Raw genomic sequence first — 15,973 nt, forward strand, 5'->3', positions numbered from 1 at the left:
ATAAATTGTCCCCTTCCCTTGACCATCTTATGTGATGGTCTTATTTTTTTGTCTTTCTATCTTTTATTTAAAACTTCCTCTCTCCTTCACTCTATGTTCACACAGAGGTCACATCTACCTTTTATAGTATATGTATCGAAGTTGTTCCTCCCTAATTTATAAGACATTCCCCAGTGTCTTTGAACAGCTTCCATCCCTAATTAAATTGACATAAATTGTCCCCTTCCTTGACCATCTTATAAATGATGGTCTTATTTTTTTGTCTTTCTATCTTTTATTTAAAACTCCCTCTCTCTTTCACCCTATGTTCACATGAGAGTCACACCTATCTTTTATAGTATATGTATCGAAGTTGTTCCTCCCTAATTTATAAGACATTCCCCAGTGTCTTAAAGCAACTTCCATCCCTAATTAAATTGACATAAATTGTCCCCTTCCCTTGACCATCCTATGTGATGGTCTATTTTATTTTCCAAACACAAAATCAATCTATCTGTACTTAAATAAAAACCTAAAAATTCAGAAAATATTGTCAAATTAGGTATTTTTTCGGTATAATTACTTTAGGAAGGAATTTCGCAAAAACAAAAGGGGGGATTTTATTGAAACAAACAAAAGCAATCTTAATCGCATTATTTCTAGGTCTAGTTGTTGGACTCACTCTAAATTTAGCCGCTCCATCTATCTTTGAGCCACTAAATCAATATGTGTTCAACCCAATTGGTCAATTGTTTATTAGACTTATTAAAATGCTAGTTGTTCCTGTTGTGTTCATTTCTATCGTACTTGGTGCTGCCGGCCTTGGAGATCCGAAACAACTTGGAAGAATCGGTTTAAAATCAATTTCATTCTTTCTCGTAACAACTGCGGTTGCCATCTCTATAGCGGTTACATTTGCACTTATTATAAAACCAGGAGCTGGCGGTAATTTTAAAACAGAAGGTCTTAAGTATGAAGGTGCAAAAACTGAAACATCTTTCGTCGACACATTGCTAAATATCGTACCAGATAACCCAGCAAAAGCGATGGCTGACGGAAACATGTTACAAATCATTGCCTTTGCCGTATTGATTGGACTCGGTATAGCTATTTTAGGAAAACGAGTTCAAGGTATCCATTCATTACTTGAACAGGGCAACGAATTAATGATGTATCTCGTTAATCTCGTTATGAAATTAGCCCCAATTGGAACATTCGGTTTGCTCGCTTCATCCGTTGGTAAAATGGGGCTTGCAGGCGTCGCTGCGATGTTCAAGTATATGATTGTCGTTATGTTAGTACTCATTATTCACGGGGTCTTTGTATATGGTGGCTTATTAAAGGTATTAGCAAAAGAAAGTATTGTTCGTTTCTTTAAACATTTCGGACCAGTAATGGCAATTGGATTTAGTACATCTAGCTCTAATGCATCGCTTCCATTTGCAATGAAAACAGCACAAGATAAGCTTGGCGTTCCAAAAGCGATAAGCTCATTTGTACAACCACTAGGGGCAACTATTAATATGGATGGTACTGCCATTATGCAAGGGGTAGCAACTGTATTTATCGCTCAAGTATACGGAGTTGAACTTACATTACCGCAATTAGCTATGGTCGTATTAACCGCTGTACTAGCTAGTATCGGTACTGCTGGTGTACCAGGTGTTGGACTTGTAATGCTTACAATGGTTTTAAATCAAGTAAATCTACCAGTAGAAGGTATCGCTTTAATTATCGGTATTGACCGTATTCTAGATATGTCTAGAACAGCTGTAAACATTTCTGGGGATGCAATTTGCGCAATGATTGTCGCAAAATCAGAAGAAAAATATAATACTGATCAATCGGCAGCATCGTAAATCAAAAAAGGAGTGAATATATTCACTCCTTTTTTGATTTACTCCCTTTTTTAGAACGATATTCTTTCCCTTTATTATCATTACCAGTTTCAAATTCAGTGCTAAATTCCTGATTAAACTGGCCGGACTTTGGTGATCCTTGATTACCGCTCCCTTTACTACCGTTACGATTCGTCATATTTCTCCCTCCCTTCCTTGTATTAGTAGTATGGCGCTCTATCTTTTTTCATACACATTTTATTTTTTAACATCTATTACACACGAAAGAAGACCTTCCATATATAAGGAAGATCTTCTCTTTCATCACGTAAGCGTTTTCTTGTTTATAATCACTTAAATAAGTTTTTTGGAAATCGAAATCATTACATTCATTTCATCTTCTGAAAGTGTAGAGAATCTTTCTTGTAAATATTGTTTTTTCGCATCTTCCATTTTCGCAACTAAATCTTTCCCTTGTTCTGTAATCTCTAAATACACAACTCGGCGATCTGATGTAGAACGTGAACGAGTTACAAAACCTTTATTAATTAATTTTTCTGTAACAGCTGTAATATGACTATTCGACACATTTAATTCATTTGCTACACGCGATACCATTTCTTTATTCGTACGATTTAATATTCTCAGGACGATGAATTCATTCCACGGTATGTAACCACCGAATATTTTTCCGATATCATTACGCAATGTGCGAAACATAGCAAACACATTTGTCGATAGTTCTTCCATTAATTGCTCTCGATTTTGAGACAACTTTGACAGCTCCTTTTATTTCATTTAGTTAAATAAAAACCTTATTAATAATTTTACATGAAATCTTACTTTTTGTCACCTTATTTTCCCATAATTCGTAGTTTTTTAATATGTATTTCATGATAAAATGAAGTTAACTTCCAGAAAAAGGGGGTATTTTAATGCATGAGGAGGAGAAATTCTCAAATCTCAGCCTAAAAGATAAAACGATTATCATTAGTATTATCGCTCTTTTTCTCATTATAATTTTTGCATTTATATTTTTTGTATATGTAGGAATCTTTCAAATTACAGGTATAGAGTATAGTTCACGTACTGCGTTACTTCTCTTTTTTTTATTAATCACTTTCTTAGACAGTATTACATTTTTCATCTTCAGTTTCTTCAAAGCGCTGCTATATCCACTGACACAAAACATGCCAAATTGGATTTCTATTACTCTTTTCTCATTCATTGAAATTACACTAGATTCGTTCGTCATTCATACTGCTGATGATTGGATAGAAAGCGTACAAATGTCCAACATAGCTGAATTATGTGTCGTACTATTCTTTTTCCTCTTAAATAAATTATTAAGTGACGAGAAAGAGTAAGAATACAAGCTTTTCTATATAAAAATTGGTACAATGAAAGCAAATCTTACTAAAGAGGTGTTAATTATGAACTTACAACAATGGGCTGATAAAGGTATGTCCTTTGATACATATGTGAATGAAATGCAAGTAAACCAATACGAGCTACTACACATTTACAATAACTTTTTAATTCCAAATGAATTACTTCCTGTATTAGAAGAACGTCAAAATGACGGCTGGCGTGTTATCGTATTAACTGCTGATTGGTGTGGCGATGCTCTTTTATGCGTACCTGTTATGAAACGAATTTCTGAAGTTGCAAATATTGAAATGAGTTTATTAATTCGCGACGAAAACTTAGAATTAATGGATCAATATTTAACAAATGGAACAGCACGTGCGATTCCAATCTTTATTTTCATTGATAAAGATGGAAATGAACAAGCCGTCTTTGGACCACGCGCTCCAAAAGTACAAGAATTAGTAACTTCAATGCGTGCTACATTACCTGAAAAAGAAGATCCAACATTCGAAGAAAAACAAAAAGAAATGTATGCTAATTTCCGTGCTACATTAGCTGATGATACTTCTCTTTGGGAGCATGTAATGGAAAATATGGTGAAAAAAATAGTAAAATAAAAAAACCTGCCGAGCTCGGCAGGTTTTTTTATTACATAATGAAGAAATAGAATACCGCAGCTAAAATGAAACGATAATAAGCGAACGGTGTTAGTTTCACACGAGATAATAATTTCAAGAATGAAACAATTGCAAGCATCGCAACAACGAATGCAGTTACAAATCCTGTTACAAATAGCGTTATATCTGCTGAGCTTAATACATCCCAGCTTTTAATTAAATCTAATCCACTTGCAGCTACCATCATCGGTACCGCTAAAATGAACGTATATTCAGCTGCCGCTGTATGCGACACGCGAGCTAATAAACCACCACTGATTGTAGAACCAGAACGAGAGAATCCTGGCCAAAGAGCTAAACATTGAAACATTCCAATTGTAAATGCCTGTTTATATGTGATTTCATCTAACGTTCTTGCTGTACTTGGTTTTGAAAACTTCTCAGCAACAATCATTAAAATACCACCGGCTACTAAGCTAATAACAACTGGTCCTGGACCAAATAAAACCTCTTTAATAGTGCTATGGAATAATACGCCAAGTATCCCGGCAGGAATCATCCCGATAATAATATGTAATAAATTTAACGATGGTCCGTCTGTTACTTTACCTATTCCAACTAACGACCATAGACGCTTCCAAAATATAACAACAACTGCTAAAATCGATCCCAATTGGATAACAACTTCAAAAACTTTCGCTCTCTCATCGTCAAATCCAATTAAATGTCCTGTTAAAATCATATGTCCTGTTGATGATACTGGTAGAAACTCTGTTAACCCTTCAACAGCACCCATGATTAAACCAATTAACCAATCAGCCACAAGTAGTGCCTCCTTAATAACAAATAATATGTAATTTTTTCACACCTTATCATAATACCTTATCCCTTTTCAAAGTGCATCCTTTTTTTATTGGTTTCATATGTTGTAGGCGCGTATTTCTTTTCTAATCTTTGATTAAATTGTATGATAGTAAGAGTTTGTTTTTTTATATGGAAAGGGGATTTTATGAAAGAAACTACTTCATTTTCACAAAAGTTAAAGCAATTTGTATTACTATTTTTTCCGATTTTCGTAACGCAAATGTCATTATTTGCGATGAGTTTTTTTGATACAACAATGTCAGGACATGCAAGTCCAACTGATTTAGCAGGTGTTGCAATTGGAACAAGTATATGGCTTCCAGTTAGTACGGGATTAACAGGAATTTTAATGGCTACTACTCCCATTGTTGCACAGCTTGTCGGATCCAAGAAAAAAAAGGACGTTCCCCACGTTGTCATACAAGCAGTTTATTTAGCAATTTGTGCTAGCTTCGTTGTTATCCTCATCGGTTTCTTCGTCGTTTCACCTATTTTAAACGGCATGCGCTTAGAAGAACCTGTGGAACGAATTGCAGCTCAATTTTTAAGTATTATCGCAATAGGAATTATACCTTTATTCACTTACACTGTTTTACGTGGATTTATTGATGCATTAGGAAAAACTCGAACAACGATGATTATTACATTACTATCATTACCAATTAACGTAATATTAAATTACCTATTAATTTTTGGTAACTTCGGTTTCCCAAAGCTTGGTGGTGTCGGAGCAGCAATTGCTTCCACTGCAACATATTGGTGCATTTTAATTATTACAGTCATTATTATTCAGACGAAAGAGCCTTTTGCCTCTTTCAACATTTTCAAACAATTATATCGCCCTTCTCTTTCTAGTTGGACAGCATTCTTAAAGCTTGGCGTTCCTATCGGATTTGCTATCTTTTTTGAAACGAGTATTTTTGCTGCGGTAACTCTCATGATGAGTAATTTTAGTACGACAACTATTGCAGCTCACCAAGCAGCTATGAACTTTGCTTCCTTGTTATATATGACTCCGCTAAGTTTAGCAATGGCAATGACTATTGCAGTCGGATTCGAAGTTGGAGCAAAACGTTACGATAATGCAAAACAATACGGACTGATTGGAATTGGATTAGCCCTTGCCTTTGCTTTATTATATTCAATTCTTCTCTACTTCTTTGATAATCAAATTGCTTCTATTTATACGACAGATGCAAAAGTTCATCATTTAGCAAAAGAATTTCTTATCTTTGCGATTTTATTTCAAATTTCAGATGCAATTGCAACCCCTGTACAAGGAGCTCTGCGTGGTTATAAAGATGTAAATGTTGCTCTAATTATGACTTTAATTGCTTATTGGATAATAGGTCTACCACTAGGTTACATATTAGCAACATATACAGAATGGGCCGCAAAAGGTTATTGGATCGGTCTTATTATCGGTCTAGCATTTGGCGCTGCCTTCCTACTTATCCGTCTCTTTCAAGTACAACGAAAATATACAACACAAAACAGCCGCTAATAATAAAGCGGCTGTTTTCTTTATGCATATTTTTTCTTGTAACGTATAATATAATGAAAAAGAAAGGTGGGTACATATGGACGACAAAGAAAAAAAGCAATCATTCGATGAAGAATTTGCCCCTGAAATTTCACCTGGATATCGGCAAGATGTACATAAGCCACCTAAATATAAAAACACTTCGTTTTTAATGGGCATTACCATTTTCGCTGCTGTATTACTCATACTTATCATTTTCGTTTATTTTTGATGAAAGGTGGCCTATTATATGAAGAGACAAAATTCCAATCGTTCCAAAAGAACTGTTAAAACACAAAAAGGATATGCAGGCGATTCTGTTCATACACTTAAACAAGTGGAGCAAGGAAATTTATATATTGCTCAAAAAGAACTTGGTCAACAAAATGAAAATCTTTAAAGGTCCTTGATTACTTGAGGGCCTTTTTATTCCGCATTAAGTAGTACCCCCCCAAATGATCTATTGAGCAATGAATTTCCTTTATTGTACGCGCTGCTTTTGTTCTAGCACCATAAATATATTATTAACCTTTACAATTTTCACTTCATAATTCAATTTCATTTCGCTTCTCTTACCATTTTCAGTACCCGCAACGTACGCTACAGCTTGATAGAGAAAACTCTCATCTGTCTCTTCACGTATCTCCTCGCTTGTAAATTTATACTCTAAATCTCGAAAACGATTTGGATAATAATTTTCCATTAATTGTTCATACCCTCTATTTAAAAATATTTCTTCACCTTTTCGTTTCACATCTTCTTTATTATTAAACTCAAACACTGATAGTTGTTCAGTCACAAAATGCTCTCCTACCTTTTTCATTTCATTATGAGTTAAATTTTCTATACTTTTGTTCTTTAATTCCTTATTTAACTCGTAATGATCAATCGGTTTAAAGGTAGCAAAAACCTCCTCTTTATATGACCAAAACAATACAAAAGCGATACATAAAGAAATGATTAACAGTCTTTTTTTCGTAATACTCCCGCCCTTCTTCATAATGATAGCTATATTTTAACATATAGAAAGAAAATTCTGATATCATAAAGTAGAATAACTTAACTCAGAAACGAGGAACAATTATGGACTCTTACAAACATTATATAAAAGAAGCTTTGCCTAATCTTTCTATACATTCATATAAACAAAATGAAGAAGGTTGGGATAATGTAGCAATTATAGTAAATGATGAGCTACTGTTTCGTTTCCCGCGAAAAAAGGAATATGCAATGCGAATTCCGTTAGAAAAAGAACTATGCACACTTCTCTCTTGTTCACTACATGAAATTAAAGTTCCAAAGTATCACCTATTCTATAAAAAGGAGACTGATGCTATTCCGCTTTGTAGTTACTATACTCTCATTCATGGTGAACCTTTAAAAACAGAAATAGTTACTACACTAGAAAAACAAGAACGAAAAGCACTTATTACACAATTAGCAACTTTCCTTGCTGCTCTACATAGTATTCCTCTAAAAAGTGTTACAGCGTTAGGATTCCCTATTGAAAAAACACTTACCTACTGGAAAGAGCTACAAACTAAATTAAATCAGTATGTTACTAACAATCTTACTTCGTTCCAGAAATCAGCCTTAAATCGTTTATTCGAGAATTTCTTTGCCTGTCTAGCTACATCTAAATTTCAAGATACAATCATTCACGCTGATTTTACACATCATCACATTTTATTTAACAAGCAGAACAAACGCATTTCAGGTGTTATCGATTTTGGTGATGCGCAAATTGGCGATCCTGCTTTTGATTTTGCAGGACTATATTATGATTTCGGACATGAGTTTACTACATCTGTATATGAACAGTACAGTACACTTATTTCTCATCATGATCCATTACTCATTCACCGCATTACTACCTTTTATCAATATAGTCCTTTACTACATAATATTATTTATAACTTTGAATCAGAGAATGAACTCGAATTCATTACAAGTACAGAACAACTAAAAACGATATTACAGGGATGAGATTACATTCTCTCCCTATATACTCTCTCCTCATACATCATTAACTTTTTATCCATTTCAACAATAACTTTATACAATTGAAATGCCTGTAAAATTTGCAGTTGAATTTCAAAAGGAGCATTTTGTTCTTTTAACCATTGAAATACTTTCGTTTCATCTTTCATTGATTATTCCTCCCTTTATCCCGCTATTTGCGGGTAGCCCGATTGAACCCCACTGATTAAAGTTTCACTTTATTAAAATCTGCTACAAATATACCGTAAATGATGAAAAGCTTTTCATGTCAATAACAAAAAAGGATGCAAAGTTGCATCCTTTAATGAACTATATTTTTCTTCTGTTTCGCTTCTTTCTTTACTTCTTCCCCTTGGCATTCACTACGAAACGCACAACTTATACACTCAGAACGAAAATGACGCTCTGTATAATGCTCAGGTTGCTGTAACATTTCTTTCATTCTAGATAAATCAGCCATTCCAGTTATAATATCTTCCTGTTTCGGAATGTACTCATACTTAGTTCCTTCTATTAAATTAATAACTTCAATTTTTCCTGGAAGAACGCCGAAAGCTTTATAACTGAATACTGTCATTAGCTTCTGACAAAGAGCAAGCATTTCCTCATCCGCATCGACAACATACTTTTTAATTACAAACGACTCAGCATTCCACTCACCAACTTCAAATGTCAATGACATGTGGACACCTAACTCTTCCATATATGTTTGAAACTTCTCGTATAAAAACAATGGTGGTGTCTGACTATCATCCCTTTCAACAAACTGTAATAAGTGATCCGTTAGCTTCGCTAATACAATATAGTACTCCGTCTTCGAAGCAAACATATTAATCCTTACTTTTTTCCAATACTTTTCTATTAATATTAAAAGTACAATTTTCGTTTGTTGACCCGCAGGTAGCGTGTAATACTCGTTAATAATTTGATTCACAATCATTTGCGCTATTTGTTGCCATTCAAATGAAGAAGGTTCTCTTCTTTTTATATGACGAAAGTAAAATTTATGCGGACACCGCATAAAATCATACAAATGATAATCTGTCATCGTTTTGATTGAGATTTTCTCATGCACTTGCTCTTCAGCTCCCTTCTGCCATTAAGAAAGGTGTTTTACAAATTCAGCTCCAAACTGTAAACATTTTTCTACATCTTCATCTTCTGGCGTTAATTCTACTTTTAGTCCTTCTAACACAACTGCTGCCCCGCGCTCTTGTAGCTTTTCTATTAAAATGTCAACCGCCACTCCGTATTTCGGATAAGCCGAATCACATGATCCGAATACTGCCGCTTTTTTCCCAGTTAAATCAATAGAATCCATTGCATCATAAAAATCTAAGAAATCATCAGGAAGATCACCATCTCCCCAAGTGTATGCACCTAAAATAATTCCATCATACTGTTCCAATATAGAAGCTTCTGGTGAATCCATAATATCAATAACTTCAATTTCATTTTCTGTTTCACGAATTACGCCGGCAATATGGTCAGCCATTTCCTCTGTATTTCCACTCATACTTGCAAAAATCATTACTAACTTACTCAACTGAACCTCTCCCTTTACTTTGTATCTCTTTTTCTGTTTGAATGCTCTTCTTCTCATCTACATATTCAGACCGAATTACATTTCGTTGCCATTCCATATGCTGATCAACATCTTTATTTTTATCTTTTAATCCCCTCCGTAGAAGGTGAAATTTTTTTCTCATTAACATGTCGCATCCATCCTATTGATAATAATTATCAATTTCAACTATATTTAGATTAATTGACATTGATTATCAATGTCAACAACTATTTTTAAAAAAATGATTAAAATGTACAAGCTTGTCCGTTAGCTATTCATATACTATAAATGAGCATAGTTCTTTCTCAGCCCTCTCTGACGGAAAGAAATAAAAGCAACTGCGATAGAGCGCAGTTGCCTTTTTTTGTTTTTCTATGATTTTAGTAATCTTATAGTCGTCTCTAAAAATAGCTCCACTCCACAAATTAATGCTGATTCATCCACGTCAAATTTCGGATGGTGATGTGGATAACAAGTATATATATTTTCATTACCTGTTCCTAATTTAATGAAACAACCGGGTGCTTTTCTTAAATATGCTGAAAAATCTTCCCCACCCATAGAAGGTTCAAGCTTCACAACACGCTCATTCCCAAACAAATGTAGTGCACTTTCTTCTACTATTTTCGTAATATATTCATCATTAATAACCGGATCATATCCATATCGATACGTATATGTATACGATCCTCCATGTGCTTCTGTAATTCCTTTCACAATTTTTTCGATTTTCCCTTCTGCTTCCACCCTCAATGCATGATTAAATGAACGAACAGTTCCCATTAAAGTTGCTGTACTAGGAATAATATTGTCAGCCACTCCCCCATGAAACTGCGTAACTGAAACGACTCTTTGCATGAAAGCACTTGTATTTCTAGATACGATATGTTGTAGATTTGTAATAATCTGCGCTCCGATAGCGATAGGATCAATCGTTTCTTCTGGCCGCGCCGCATGCCCTCCTTTGCCTTGGATCTCAACTGTAAATACGTCTGGTGCTGCCATCATCGGTCCATATACAATTCCTACATTCCCACTTTCCAAGCCAGACATAACATGTAAACCTATTACATAATCAACACCGTCCATAACACCCGCCTCGACCATTTCTTGTCCACCACCAGGGTATACTTCTTCTGCATGCTGAAAGAATAGACGAATTTCTCCTACAAACTCTTCCTTCATATTATTAAGCACCTCTGCAGTACTTAATAATATAGCTGCGTGAGCATCGTGCCCACATGCATGCATCATTCCTTTATTCACAGATGTATAAGATTTACTTGTCTCCTCTTGAATTGGCAAAGCATCTATATCAGCTCGAATCGCAATTACTTTCCCTTGCTTCACACCCCTTTTGATTGCTAGTACACTATACTTCGTCGGTCTCGTTACTTCAAAAGAAGAAAATGAGCATAATGTATCATATATAAATTGCGAAGTTTCTTTTTCATGAAATGATAATTCCGGATACTTATGAAAATGCCTTCTCCATTTCACGATATTTTCTTCCGAAATTAGACTCTTCCACACTCTATTCATGATAATTTCCTCCTTTTCAAAAGAACTAGAAATTTAAAATTTTACTCCGTCTTAAATGATTAATAAAAACAAATACTGCATTTTTACGTATTCTTATAGTCCACTTTTATGTATTCACACAATCCACTTTCTATTTACATGTCAAACCCATTACAAATTCATGCTGAATGTAATATAATTGCTAAGTTAGGGATTTTCTTTTTTAGTATTTAGTGCTAATATCAGAAAAGAGCCTTTTGACTTATTTTTACCTAAAATGTGGGATTTTGTTTTTTTCACAATAATGTAGGACATGATACCTACAAAGAGCTATTATTTCATTAAGAGAGGGAAAGACATGGAAAGATTAAAAGAGATATGGTCTCGACCACTCACACAATGGGTTGCAAAGACGGTTTATTATCTTGCAATTTTATTTGCATTACTTTGGTTGTATGGATTCCATGATACAAACACAAGTACATTTATTTACAATGAATTCTAGGGTGGGAACGTTATGAAGTTATTAGAACAAATTGAAAAGTGGGCTGCAGAAACGCCTGATCAAACCGCTTTTGTTTGGCGAGATGCGAAAATTACGTACAAACAATTAAAGGAAGATTCTGATGCGTTAGCACATTGGATTTCTTCTGAGTATCCAGACGATCGTTCACCAATTATGGTGTATGGCCATATGCAACCTGAAATGATTATTAACTTTTTAGGATGTGTAAAAGCTGGACATGCTTACATTCCTGTAGATTTATCTATCCCAGCTGATCGTGTACAACGTATTGCTGAAAATTCTGGTGCGAAATTACTTTTATCGGCAACAGCAGTAACTGTAACTGATTTACCAGTTCGCATCGTAAGTGAAGACAACTTAAAAGATATTTTCTTTACTCATAAAGGGAACACTCCAAATCCTGAACATGCGGTAAAAGGTGATGAGAACTTCTACATTATTTACACATCAGGAAGCACAGGTAATCCGAAAGGGGTTCAGATTACTTATAACTGCCTTGTTAGCTTTACAAAATGGGCTGTAGAAGATTTCAACTTACAAACAGGGCAAGTATTCTTAAACCAAGCACCTTTCTCATTCGATTTATCTGTAATGGATATTTACCCATCATTAGTAACAGGTGGTACACTTTGGGCAATCGATAAAGATATGATTGCACGTCCAAAAGACTTGTTTGCTTCTTTAGAGCAATCGGATATTCAAGTATGGACTTCCACACCTTCTTTTGCTGAAATGTGTTTAATGGAAGCATCTTTCTCTGAGAATATGCTACCGAACATGAAAACATTCTTATTCTGCGGTGAAGTGTTACCAAATGAAGTAGCTAGAAAATTAATTGAGCGTTTCCCGAAAGCAACAATTATGAATACGTATGGTCCAACAGAAGCTACTGTCGCTGTAACAGGTATTCACGTGACAGAAGAAGTGCTTAATCAATACAAATCACTTCCAGTTGGCTATTGTAAATCAGACTGTCGCCTTCTTATTATGAAAGAAGATGGCACGATTGCACCTGATGGTGAAAAAGGTGAAATCGTAATTGTCGGTCCAAGCGTAAGCGTTGGATATTTAGGAAGCCCTGAATTAACAGAAAAAGCATTTACTATGATTGACGGTGAGCGTGCCTATAAAACAGGCGATGCTGGCTATGTTGAAAATGGTCTTCTATTCTATAATGGTCGTCTTGATTTCCAAATTAAGCTGCATGGTTATCGAATGGAATTAGAAGAAATTGAGCATCACCTTCGTGCGTGTTCTTACGTAGAAGGAGCAGTTATCGTTCCAATTAAAAAAGGTGAGAAATACGATTATTTATTAGCGGTTGTTGTTCCTGGGGAGCATTCGTTTGAAAAAGAATTCAAATTAACATCTGCAATCAAAAAAGAACTCAATGAGCGATTACCAAACTACATGATTCCACGTAAATTCATGTATCAATCTTCTATTCCAATGACACCAAATGGAAAGGTAGATCGCAAAAAATTATTGAGTGAGGTTACAGCATGACCGCATATGGATCATTTTATTTTTTCGCTATAGTGGGCATTTTATTAATACCTACTATCATAGCTGGATTAAAAGGTAAAATGTTGCGTAAATATAATGCCGTTTTAACATTAGTCATGATTGCTATTATCTTCTCGGATAAACCGAAGCAAGCAATGATGTTAGCTGCATTTATTATTTGGCAATATGTCCTTATTAAAGGCTATTTAATTTTAAGAAAACAAAATAATAGTACATTCACATTTTGCATAGCTGTTATTTTATCGATTTTGCCTCTTATTTTGGCAAAAATCGCACCATTTGCATCGTTATTACCTGAGTTAAAACTTGTTGTTTTTCTAGGTATATCTTACGTAACATTCAGAGCAGTTCAAATGGTATTTGAAGTTCGCGATGGTTTAATTAAAGAGCTTTCTTTCTTTAACTTCTGGGAATTCGTTTTATTCTTCCCTGCGATTTCAACAGGACCTATCGATCGTTACCGAAGATTCCAAAAAGATATTCAAAAGCCACCTAGCGCTGAAGAATATCAAAATTTACTATATACAGGACTAAATCGTATTTTCCAAGGTTTCTTGTATAAATTTATTATTGCTTACTTAATAAAGCAATATTGTATGGATCCAGCATTCGCTCAACACGATACAATCTTTTCAAATATGATTTACATGTATAGCTATAGCTTATATCTATTCTTTGATTTTGCTGGTTATAGCTCTTTTGTAATTGGTGTAAGTTATATGATGGGAATTAAAACGCCAGAAAACTTTAATAAGCCATTCCTTAGTCGTAATATTAAAGACTTCTGGAACCGCTGGCACATGAGTTTATCATTCTGGTTCCGTGATTTTATTTACATGCGTTTCGTCTTTTTTGCAACGAAGAAAAAGTTAATTAAGAACCGTTACACAATTTCGTATATCGGTGCATTTTTAAACTTTTTCATTATGGGAATTTGGCATATCCAAGGAAGCGCTGTTGCGCAGTATATTATTTATGGTCTATACCATGCCGCACTGTTTATTTTATTCGATATTTTCGAACGAAAAAACAAGAAGCATAAGTTTTGGCCAAACACTAAATTCACACGCATCCTTGCGATTGTAATTACGTTCCACGTTGTATGTTTCGGTTTCCTAATCTTCTCTGGACACCTTAACAGATACTTTTAATGCACCCTTCTTATTCCATTAAGAAGTTGCACATATAATATATTTCGGATATAAAGGAGATTTTAAAAATGGCAGAATTCAAAGAGCAAGTATTAGATATTTTAGAAGAAGTATGTGAAAACGATATTGTGAAAGAAAACTTAGATGTTCAATTATTTGAAGAAGGTATCCTTGATTCTTTCGCTGTAGTATCTTTATTAGTTGAATTCCAAGAGCGTTTAGATATTGAAGTTTCTATTTCTGATTTTGACCGTGACGAGTGGGCTACACCAAACATGGTTATTAAGAAGTTGGAAGAAATCCGATGAACAAAGCAAAATTTGGTCCGATGCTTTTAGCATTGGCCCTTTTTGCTGTATTCTTACTTATTCCAACGCGCTTCCTACTTCCACTTTTAAGTGATGAAAAAGTAGAACAAGCTGCTACTTCTTTAAAAGAAGAAAAAATTCAAAGTATGATTTTACAGCAAAAGATGTTAGCAAATCCAAAATATCTTCCGATGTACGGTTCATCGGAATTCGCACGTATGGATGCTTTCCATCCATCTAATTATTTTAAAGTAAAGCCTGAAGGGTTCACACCATTCCTTCTTGGACGCGGCGGAACACAAGACCTTGTACATGTGTTAAACTTCGCATCTACAATGGATCAATTGAAAGATAAGAAAATGGTATTCGTTCTTTCTCCGCAATGGTTTGTACCACAAGGTATTGATGAAACGCACTTTGCACCTAACTTTTCAAAGCAACAAGGTTACCATTTCATTTTCAACAATGATTTAAAACCTGAAATGAAAAAACAAATTGCAAAGCGTTTATTAAACTTTGAGATTGTAAAAAAAGAAACTTTATTAAAAATTTCGCTTGAAGGCATTGCTTATGATGATACGAAGTATAAAGTAAAAGCACTTGCTGCTAAACCTTTCGCTTATATTTATCGTAACATTTTAGATCGTAAAGATTTATTTACAGCTATGTTTAATATTAAACCGCACAAAGAAAAGCTTGATCCTTCATTAAAACAAATGAACTGGGAAGAGGCTCGTAAACATGCGGATCAAACAGGTGCAGTAGAATCTGGATCTAATGAATACGGTATTGAAGATGATTATTTCAATAGCAAAATTAAGAAAAAATTAAAGCAACGTGAAGGTTACTTAAAAAATGATGCTTATGACCAATCGCCAGAATATGAAGATTTACAAATTGTACTTGATTTATTAAAACAATCTGGTGCAAAACCACTCTTTATTTCTGTTCCTGTCAAAGGTCCTTGGTACGACTACGCTGGCTTCCCGAAAGAACGCCGCGAAGCATACTATAAGAAAGTTCATGAGCAAATCGAAAAAGCTGGTTATCCAATTGCCGACTTCTCAAATCATGAATACGATAAATACTTCTTAAAAGATCATATGCACTTAGGTTGGAAAGGCTGGGTTTACATCGACGAAGCCATCCAACAATTTTATAAAGCAAACTAATGAAAAGAC

At 34.6% G+C, this 15,973-nt stretch carries 21 protein-coding genes; 12 read left to right on the forward strand and 9 right to left on the reverse strand.

What is annotated here, in order from left to right:
* Positions 1 to 602: 602 nt before the first annotated feature.
* The gene (locus AC1Q8L_RS05285; RefSeq protein WP_000814809.1) at positions 603 to 1,838 is read left to right on the forward strand and encodes a dicarboxylate/amino acid:cation symporter; all 1,236 of its coding nucleotides are present in this window, start codon (positions 603 to 605) and stop codon (positions 1,836 to 1,838) included.
* Positions 1,839 to 1,860: 22 nt separating this feature from the next.
* On the opposite strand, the gene AC1Q8L_RS05290 is transcribed toward AC1Q8L_RS05285, so the two are convergent.
* Positions 1,861 to 2,016, reverse strand: a complete 156-nt coding sequence (locus AC1Q8L_RS05290) for a hypothetical protein (RefSeq protein WP_000184928.1) — start codon at positions 2,014 to 2,016, stop codon at positions 1,861 to 1,863.
* Positions 2,017 to 2,171: 155 nt separating this feature from the next.
* Positions 2,172 to 2,591, reverse strand: coding sequence for a MarR family winged helix-turn-helix transcriptional regulator (locus AC1Q8L_RS05295; RefSeq protein WP_000081434.1), 420 nt, complete (start codon positions 2,589 to 2,591; stop codon positions 2,172 to 2,174).
* A gap of 161 nt (positions 2,592 to 2,752) precedes the next feature.
* Between AC1Q8L_RS05295 and AC1Q8L_RS05300 the strand changes: the two genes are divergently transcribed.
* On the forward strand, positions 2,753 to 3,184 hold the full coding sequence (locus tag AC1Q8L_RS05300) for a YrvL family regulatory protein (RefSeq protein WP_098311725.1): 432 nt from the start codon (positions 2,753 to 2,755) through the stop codon (positions 3,182 to 3,184).
* Between the two features lie 33 nt (positions 3,185 to 3,217).
* Entirely contained in the window at positions 3,218 to 3,805 is a 588-nt protein-coding gene (locus tag AC1Q8L_RS05305; RefSeq protein WP_072939643.1) for a thioredoxin family protein, read from the forward strand.
* Between the two features lie 31 nt (positions 3,806 to 3,836).
* Here AC1Q8L_RS05305 and uppP read toward each other — a convergent pair whose 3' ends face one another.
* On the reverse strand, positions 3,837 to 4,628 hold the full coding sequence (gene uppP, locus AC1Q8L_RS05310; RefSeq protein ID WP_000796253.1) for a bacitracin resistance undecaprenyl-diphosphatase: 792 nt from the start codon (positions 4,626 to 4,628) through the stop codon (positions 3,837 to 3,839).
* 186 nt (positions 4,629 to 4,814) lie between these two features.
* Here uppP and AC1Q8L_RS05315 point away from each other — a divergent pair, with 186 nt between their 5' ends.
* The 3 genes from AC1Q8L_RS05315 (at position 4,815) to AC1Q8L_RS05325 (ending at position 6,591) form a co-directional block, all read left to right on the forward strand.
* Positions 4,815 to 6,173, forward strand: a complete 1,359-nt coding sequence (locus AC1Q8L_RS05315; protein WP_000665559.1) for an MATE family efflux transporter — start codon at positions 4,815 to 4,817, stop codon at positions 6,171 to 6,173.
* Positions 6,174 to 6,249: 76 nt separating this feature from the next.
* Entirely contained in the window at positions 6,250 to 6,423 is a 174-nt protein-coding gene (locus AC1Q8L_RS05320) for a hypothetical protein (protein WP_000341062.1), read from the forward strand.
* An 18-nt stretch (positions 6,424 to 6,441) separates the two neighbouring features.
* Positions 6,442 to 6,591, forward strand: a complete 150-nt coding sequence (locus AC1Q8L_RS05325; RefSeq protein ID WP_000828707.1) for a hypothetical protein — start codon at positions 6,442 to 6,444, stop codon at positions 6,589 to 6,591.
* Between the two features lie 81 nt (positions 6,592 to 6,672).
* Here the strand turns inward: AC1Q8L_RS05325 and AC1Q8L_RS05330 are convergent, their stop codons facing one another.
* Positions 6,673 to 7,191, reverse strand: coding sequence for a hypothetical protein (locus tag AC1Q8L_RS05330; protein ID WP_000715250.1), 519 nt, complete (start codon positions 7,189 to 7,191; stop codon positions 6,673 to 6,675).
* Positions 7,192 to 7,274: 83 nt separating this feature from the next.
* Between AC1Q8L_RS05330 and AC1Q8L_RS05335 the strand changes: the two genes are divergently transcribed.
* On the forward strand, positions 7,275 to 8,177 hold the full coding sequence (locus AC1Q8L_RS05335; protein WP_000378974.1) for an aminoglycoside phosphotransferase family protein: 903 nt from the start codon (positions 7,275 to 7,277) through the stop codon (positions 8,175 to 8,177).
* Positions 8,178 to 8,179: 2 nt separating this feature from the next.
* Here the strand turns inward: AC1Q8L_RS05335 and AC1Q8L_RS05340 are convergent, their stop codons facing one another.
* From AC1Q8L_RS05340 to AC1Q8L_RS05360, 5 genes are all read right to left on the reverse strand, one after another.
* Complete coding sequence (locus AC1Q8L_RS05340; RefSeq protein WP_000651086.1) at positions 8,180 to 8,341, reverse strand: hypothetical protein; 162 nt, start codon at positions 8,339 to 8,341, stop codon at positions 8,180 to 8,182.
* Positions 8,342 to 8,493: 152 nt separating this feature from the next.
* On the reverse strand, positions 8,494 to 9,267 hold the full coding sequence (locus AC1Q8L_RS05345) for a hypothetical protein (RefSeq protein WP_000544579.1): 774 nt from the start codon (positions 9,265 to 9,267) through the stop codon (positions 8,494 to 8,496).
* Between the two features lie 24 nt (positions 9,268 to 9,291).
* Positions 9,292 to 9,738, reverse strand: coding sequence for a flavodoxin (locus AC1Q8L_RS05350; protein WP_000041153.1), 447 nt, complete (start codon positions 9,736 to 9,738; stop codon positions 9,292 to 9,294).
* Positions 9,731 to 9,907: a hypothetical protein gene (locus tag AC1Q8L_RS05355; protein WP_000929009.1), complete on the reverse strand. Its 177-nt coding sequence runs from the start codon at positions 9,905 to 9,907 to the stop codon at positions 9,731 to 9,733. Before AC1Q8L_RS05355 ends, AC1Q8L_RS05350 begins: the two co-directional genes overlap by 8 nt.
* A 224-nt stretch (positions 9,908 to 10,131) precedes the next feature.
* The gene (locus AC1Q8L_RS05360) at positions 10,132 to 11,301 is read right to left on the reverse strand and encodes an amidohydrolase (protein ID WP_001082810.1); all 1,170 of its coding nucleotides are present in this window, start codon (positions 11,299 to 11,301) and stop codon (positions 10,132 to 10,134) included.
* A gap of 337 nt (positions 11,302 to 11,638) precedes the next feature.
* On the opposite strand from AC1Q8L_RS05360, the gene AC1Q8L_RS05365 reads away from it, so the two are divergent.
* The 5 genes from AC1Q8L_RS05365 to dltD all read left to right on the forward strand — a co-directional run bounded on the left by AC1Q8L_RS05365 (position 11,639) and on the right by dltD (position 15,964).
* Positions 11,639 to 11,785, forward strand: a complete 147-nt coding sequence (locus AC1Q8L_RS05365) for a teichoic acid D-Ala incorporation-associated protein DltX (RefSeq protein WP_000440293.1) — start codon at positions 11,639 to 11,641, stop codon at positions 11,783 to 11,785.
* A gap of 12 nt (positions 11,786 to 11,797) precedes the next feature.
* A complete protein-coding gene (gene dltA / locus AC1Q8L_RS05370) occupies positions 11,798 to 13,312 on the forward strand; it encodes a D-alanine--poly(phosphoribitol) ligase subunit DltA (RefSeq protein WP_000770503.1) in 1,515 nt (504 codons plus the stop codon).
* Complete coding sequence (dltB, locus tag AC1Q8L_RS05375; RefSeq protein ID WP_000127936.1) at positions 13,309 to 14,484, forward strand: D-alanyl-lipoteichoic acid biosynthesis protein DltB; 1,176 nt, start codon at positions 13,309 to 13,311, stop codon at positions 14,482 to 14,484. Before dltA ends, dltB begins: the two co-directional genes overlap by 4 nt.
* 68 nt (positions 14,485 to 14,552) lie before the next feature.
* Entirely contained in the window at positions 14,553 to 14,792 is a 240-nt protein-coding gene (gene dltC, locus AC1Q8L_RS05380; RefSeq protein WP_000807310.1) for a D-alanine--poly(phosphoribitol) ligase subunit DltC, read from the forward strand.
* Entirely contained in the window at positions 14,789 to 15,964 is a 1,176-nt protein-coding gene (gene dltD / locus AC1Q8L_RS05385; protein ID WP_001030287.1) for a D-alanyl-lipoteichoic acid biosynthesis protein DltD, read from the forward strand. Before dltC ends, dltD begins: the two co-directional genes overlap by 4 nt.
* The last annotated feature ends 9 nt before the right edge of the window (positions 15,965 to 15,973 follow it).

This window comes from Bacillus sp. GW823-FHT06A11 (genome assembly GCF_058795355.1).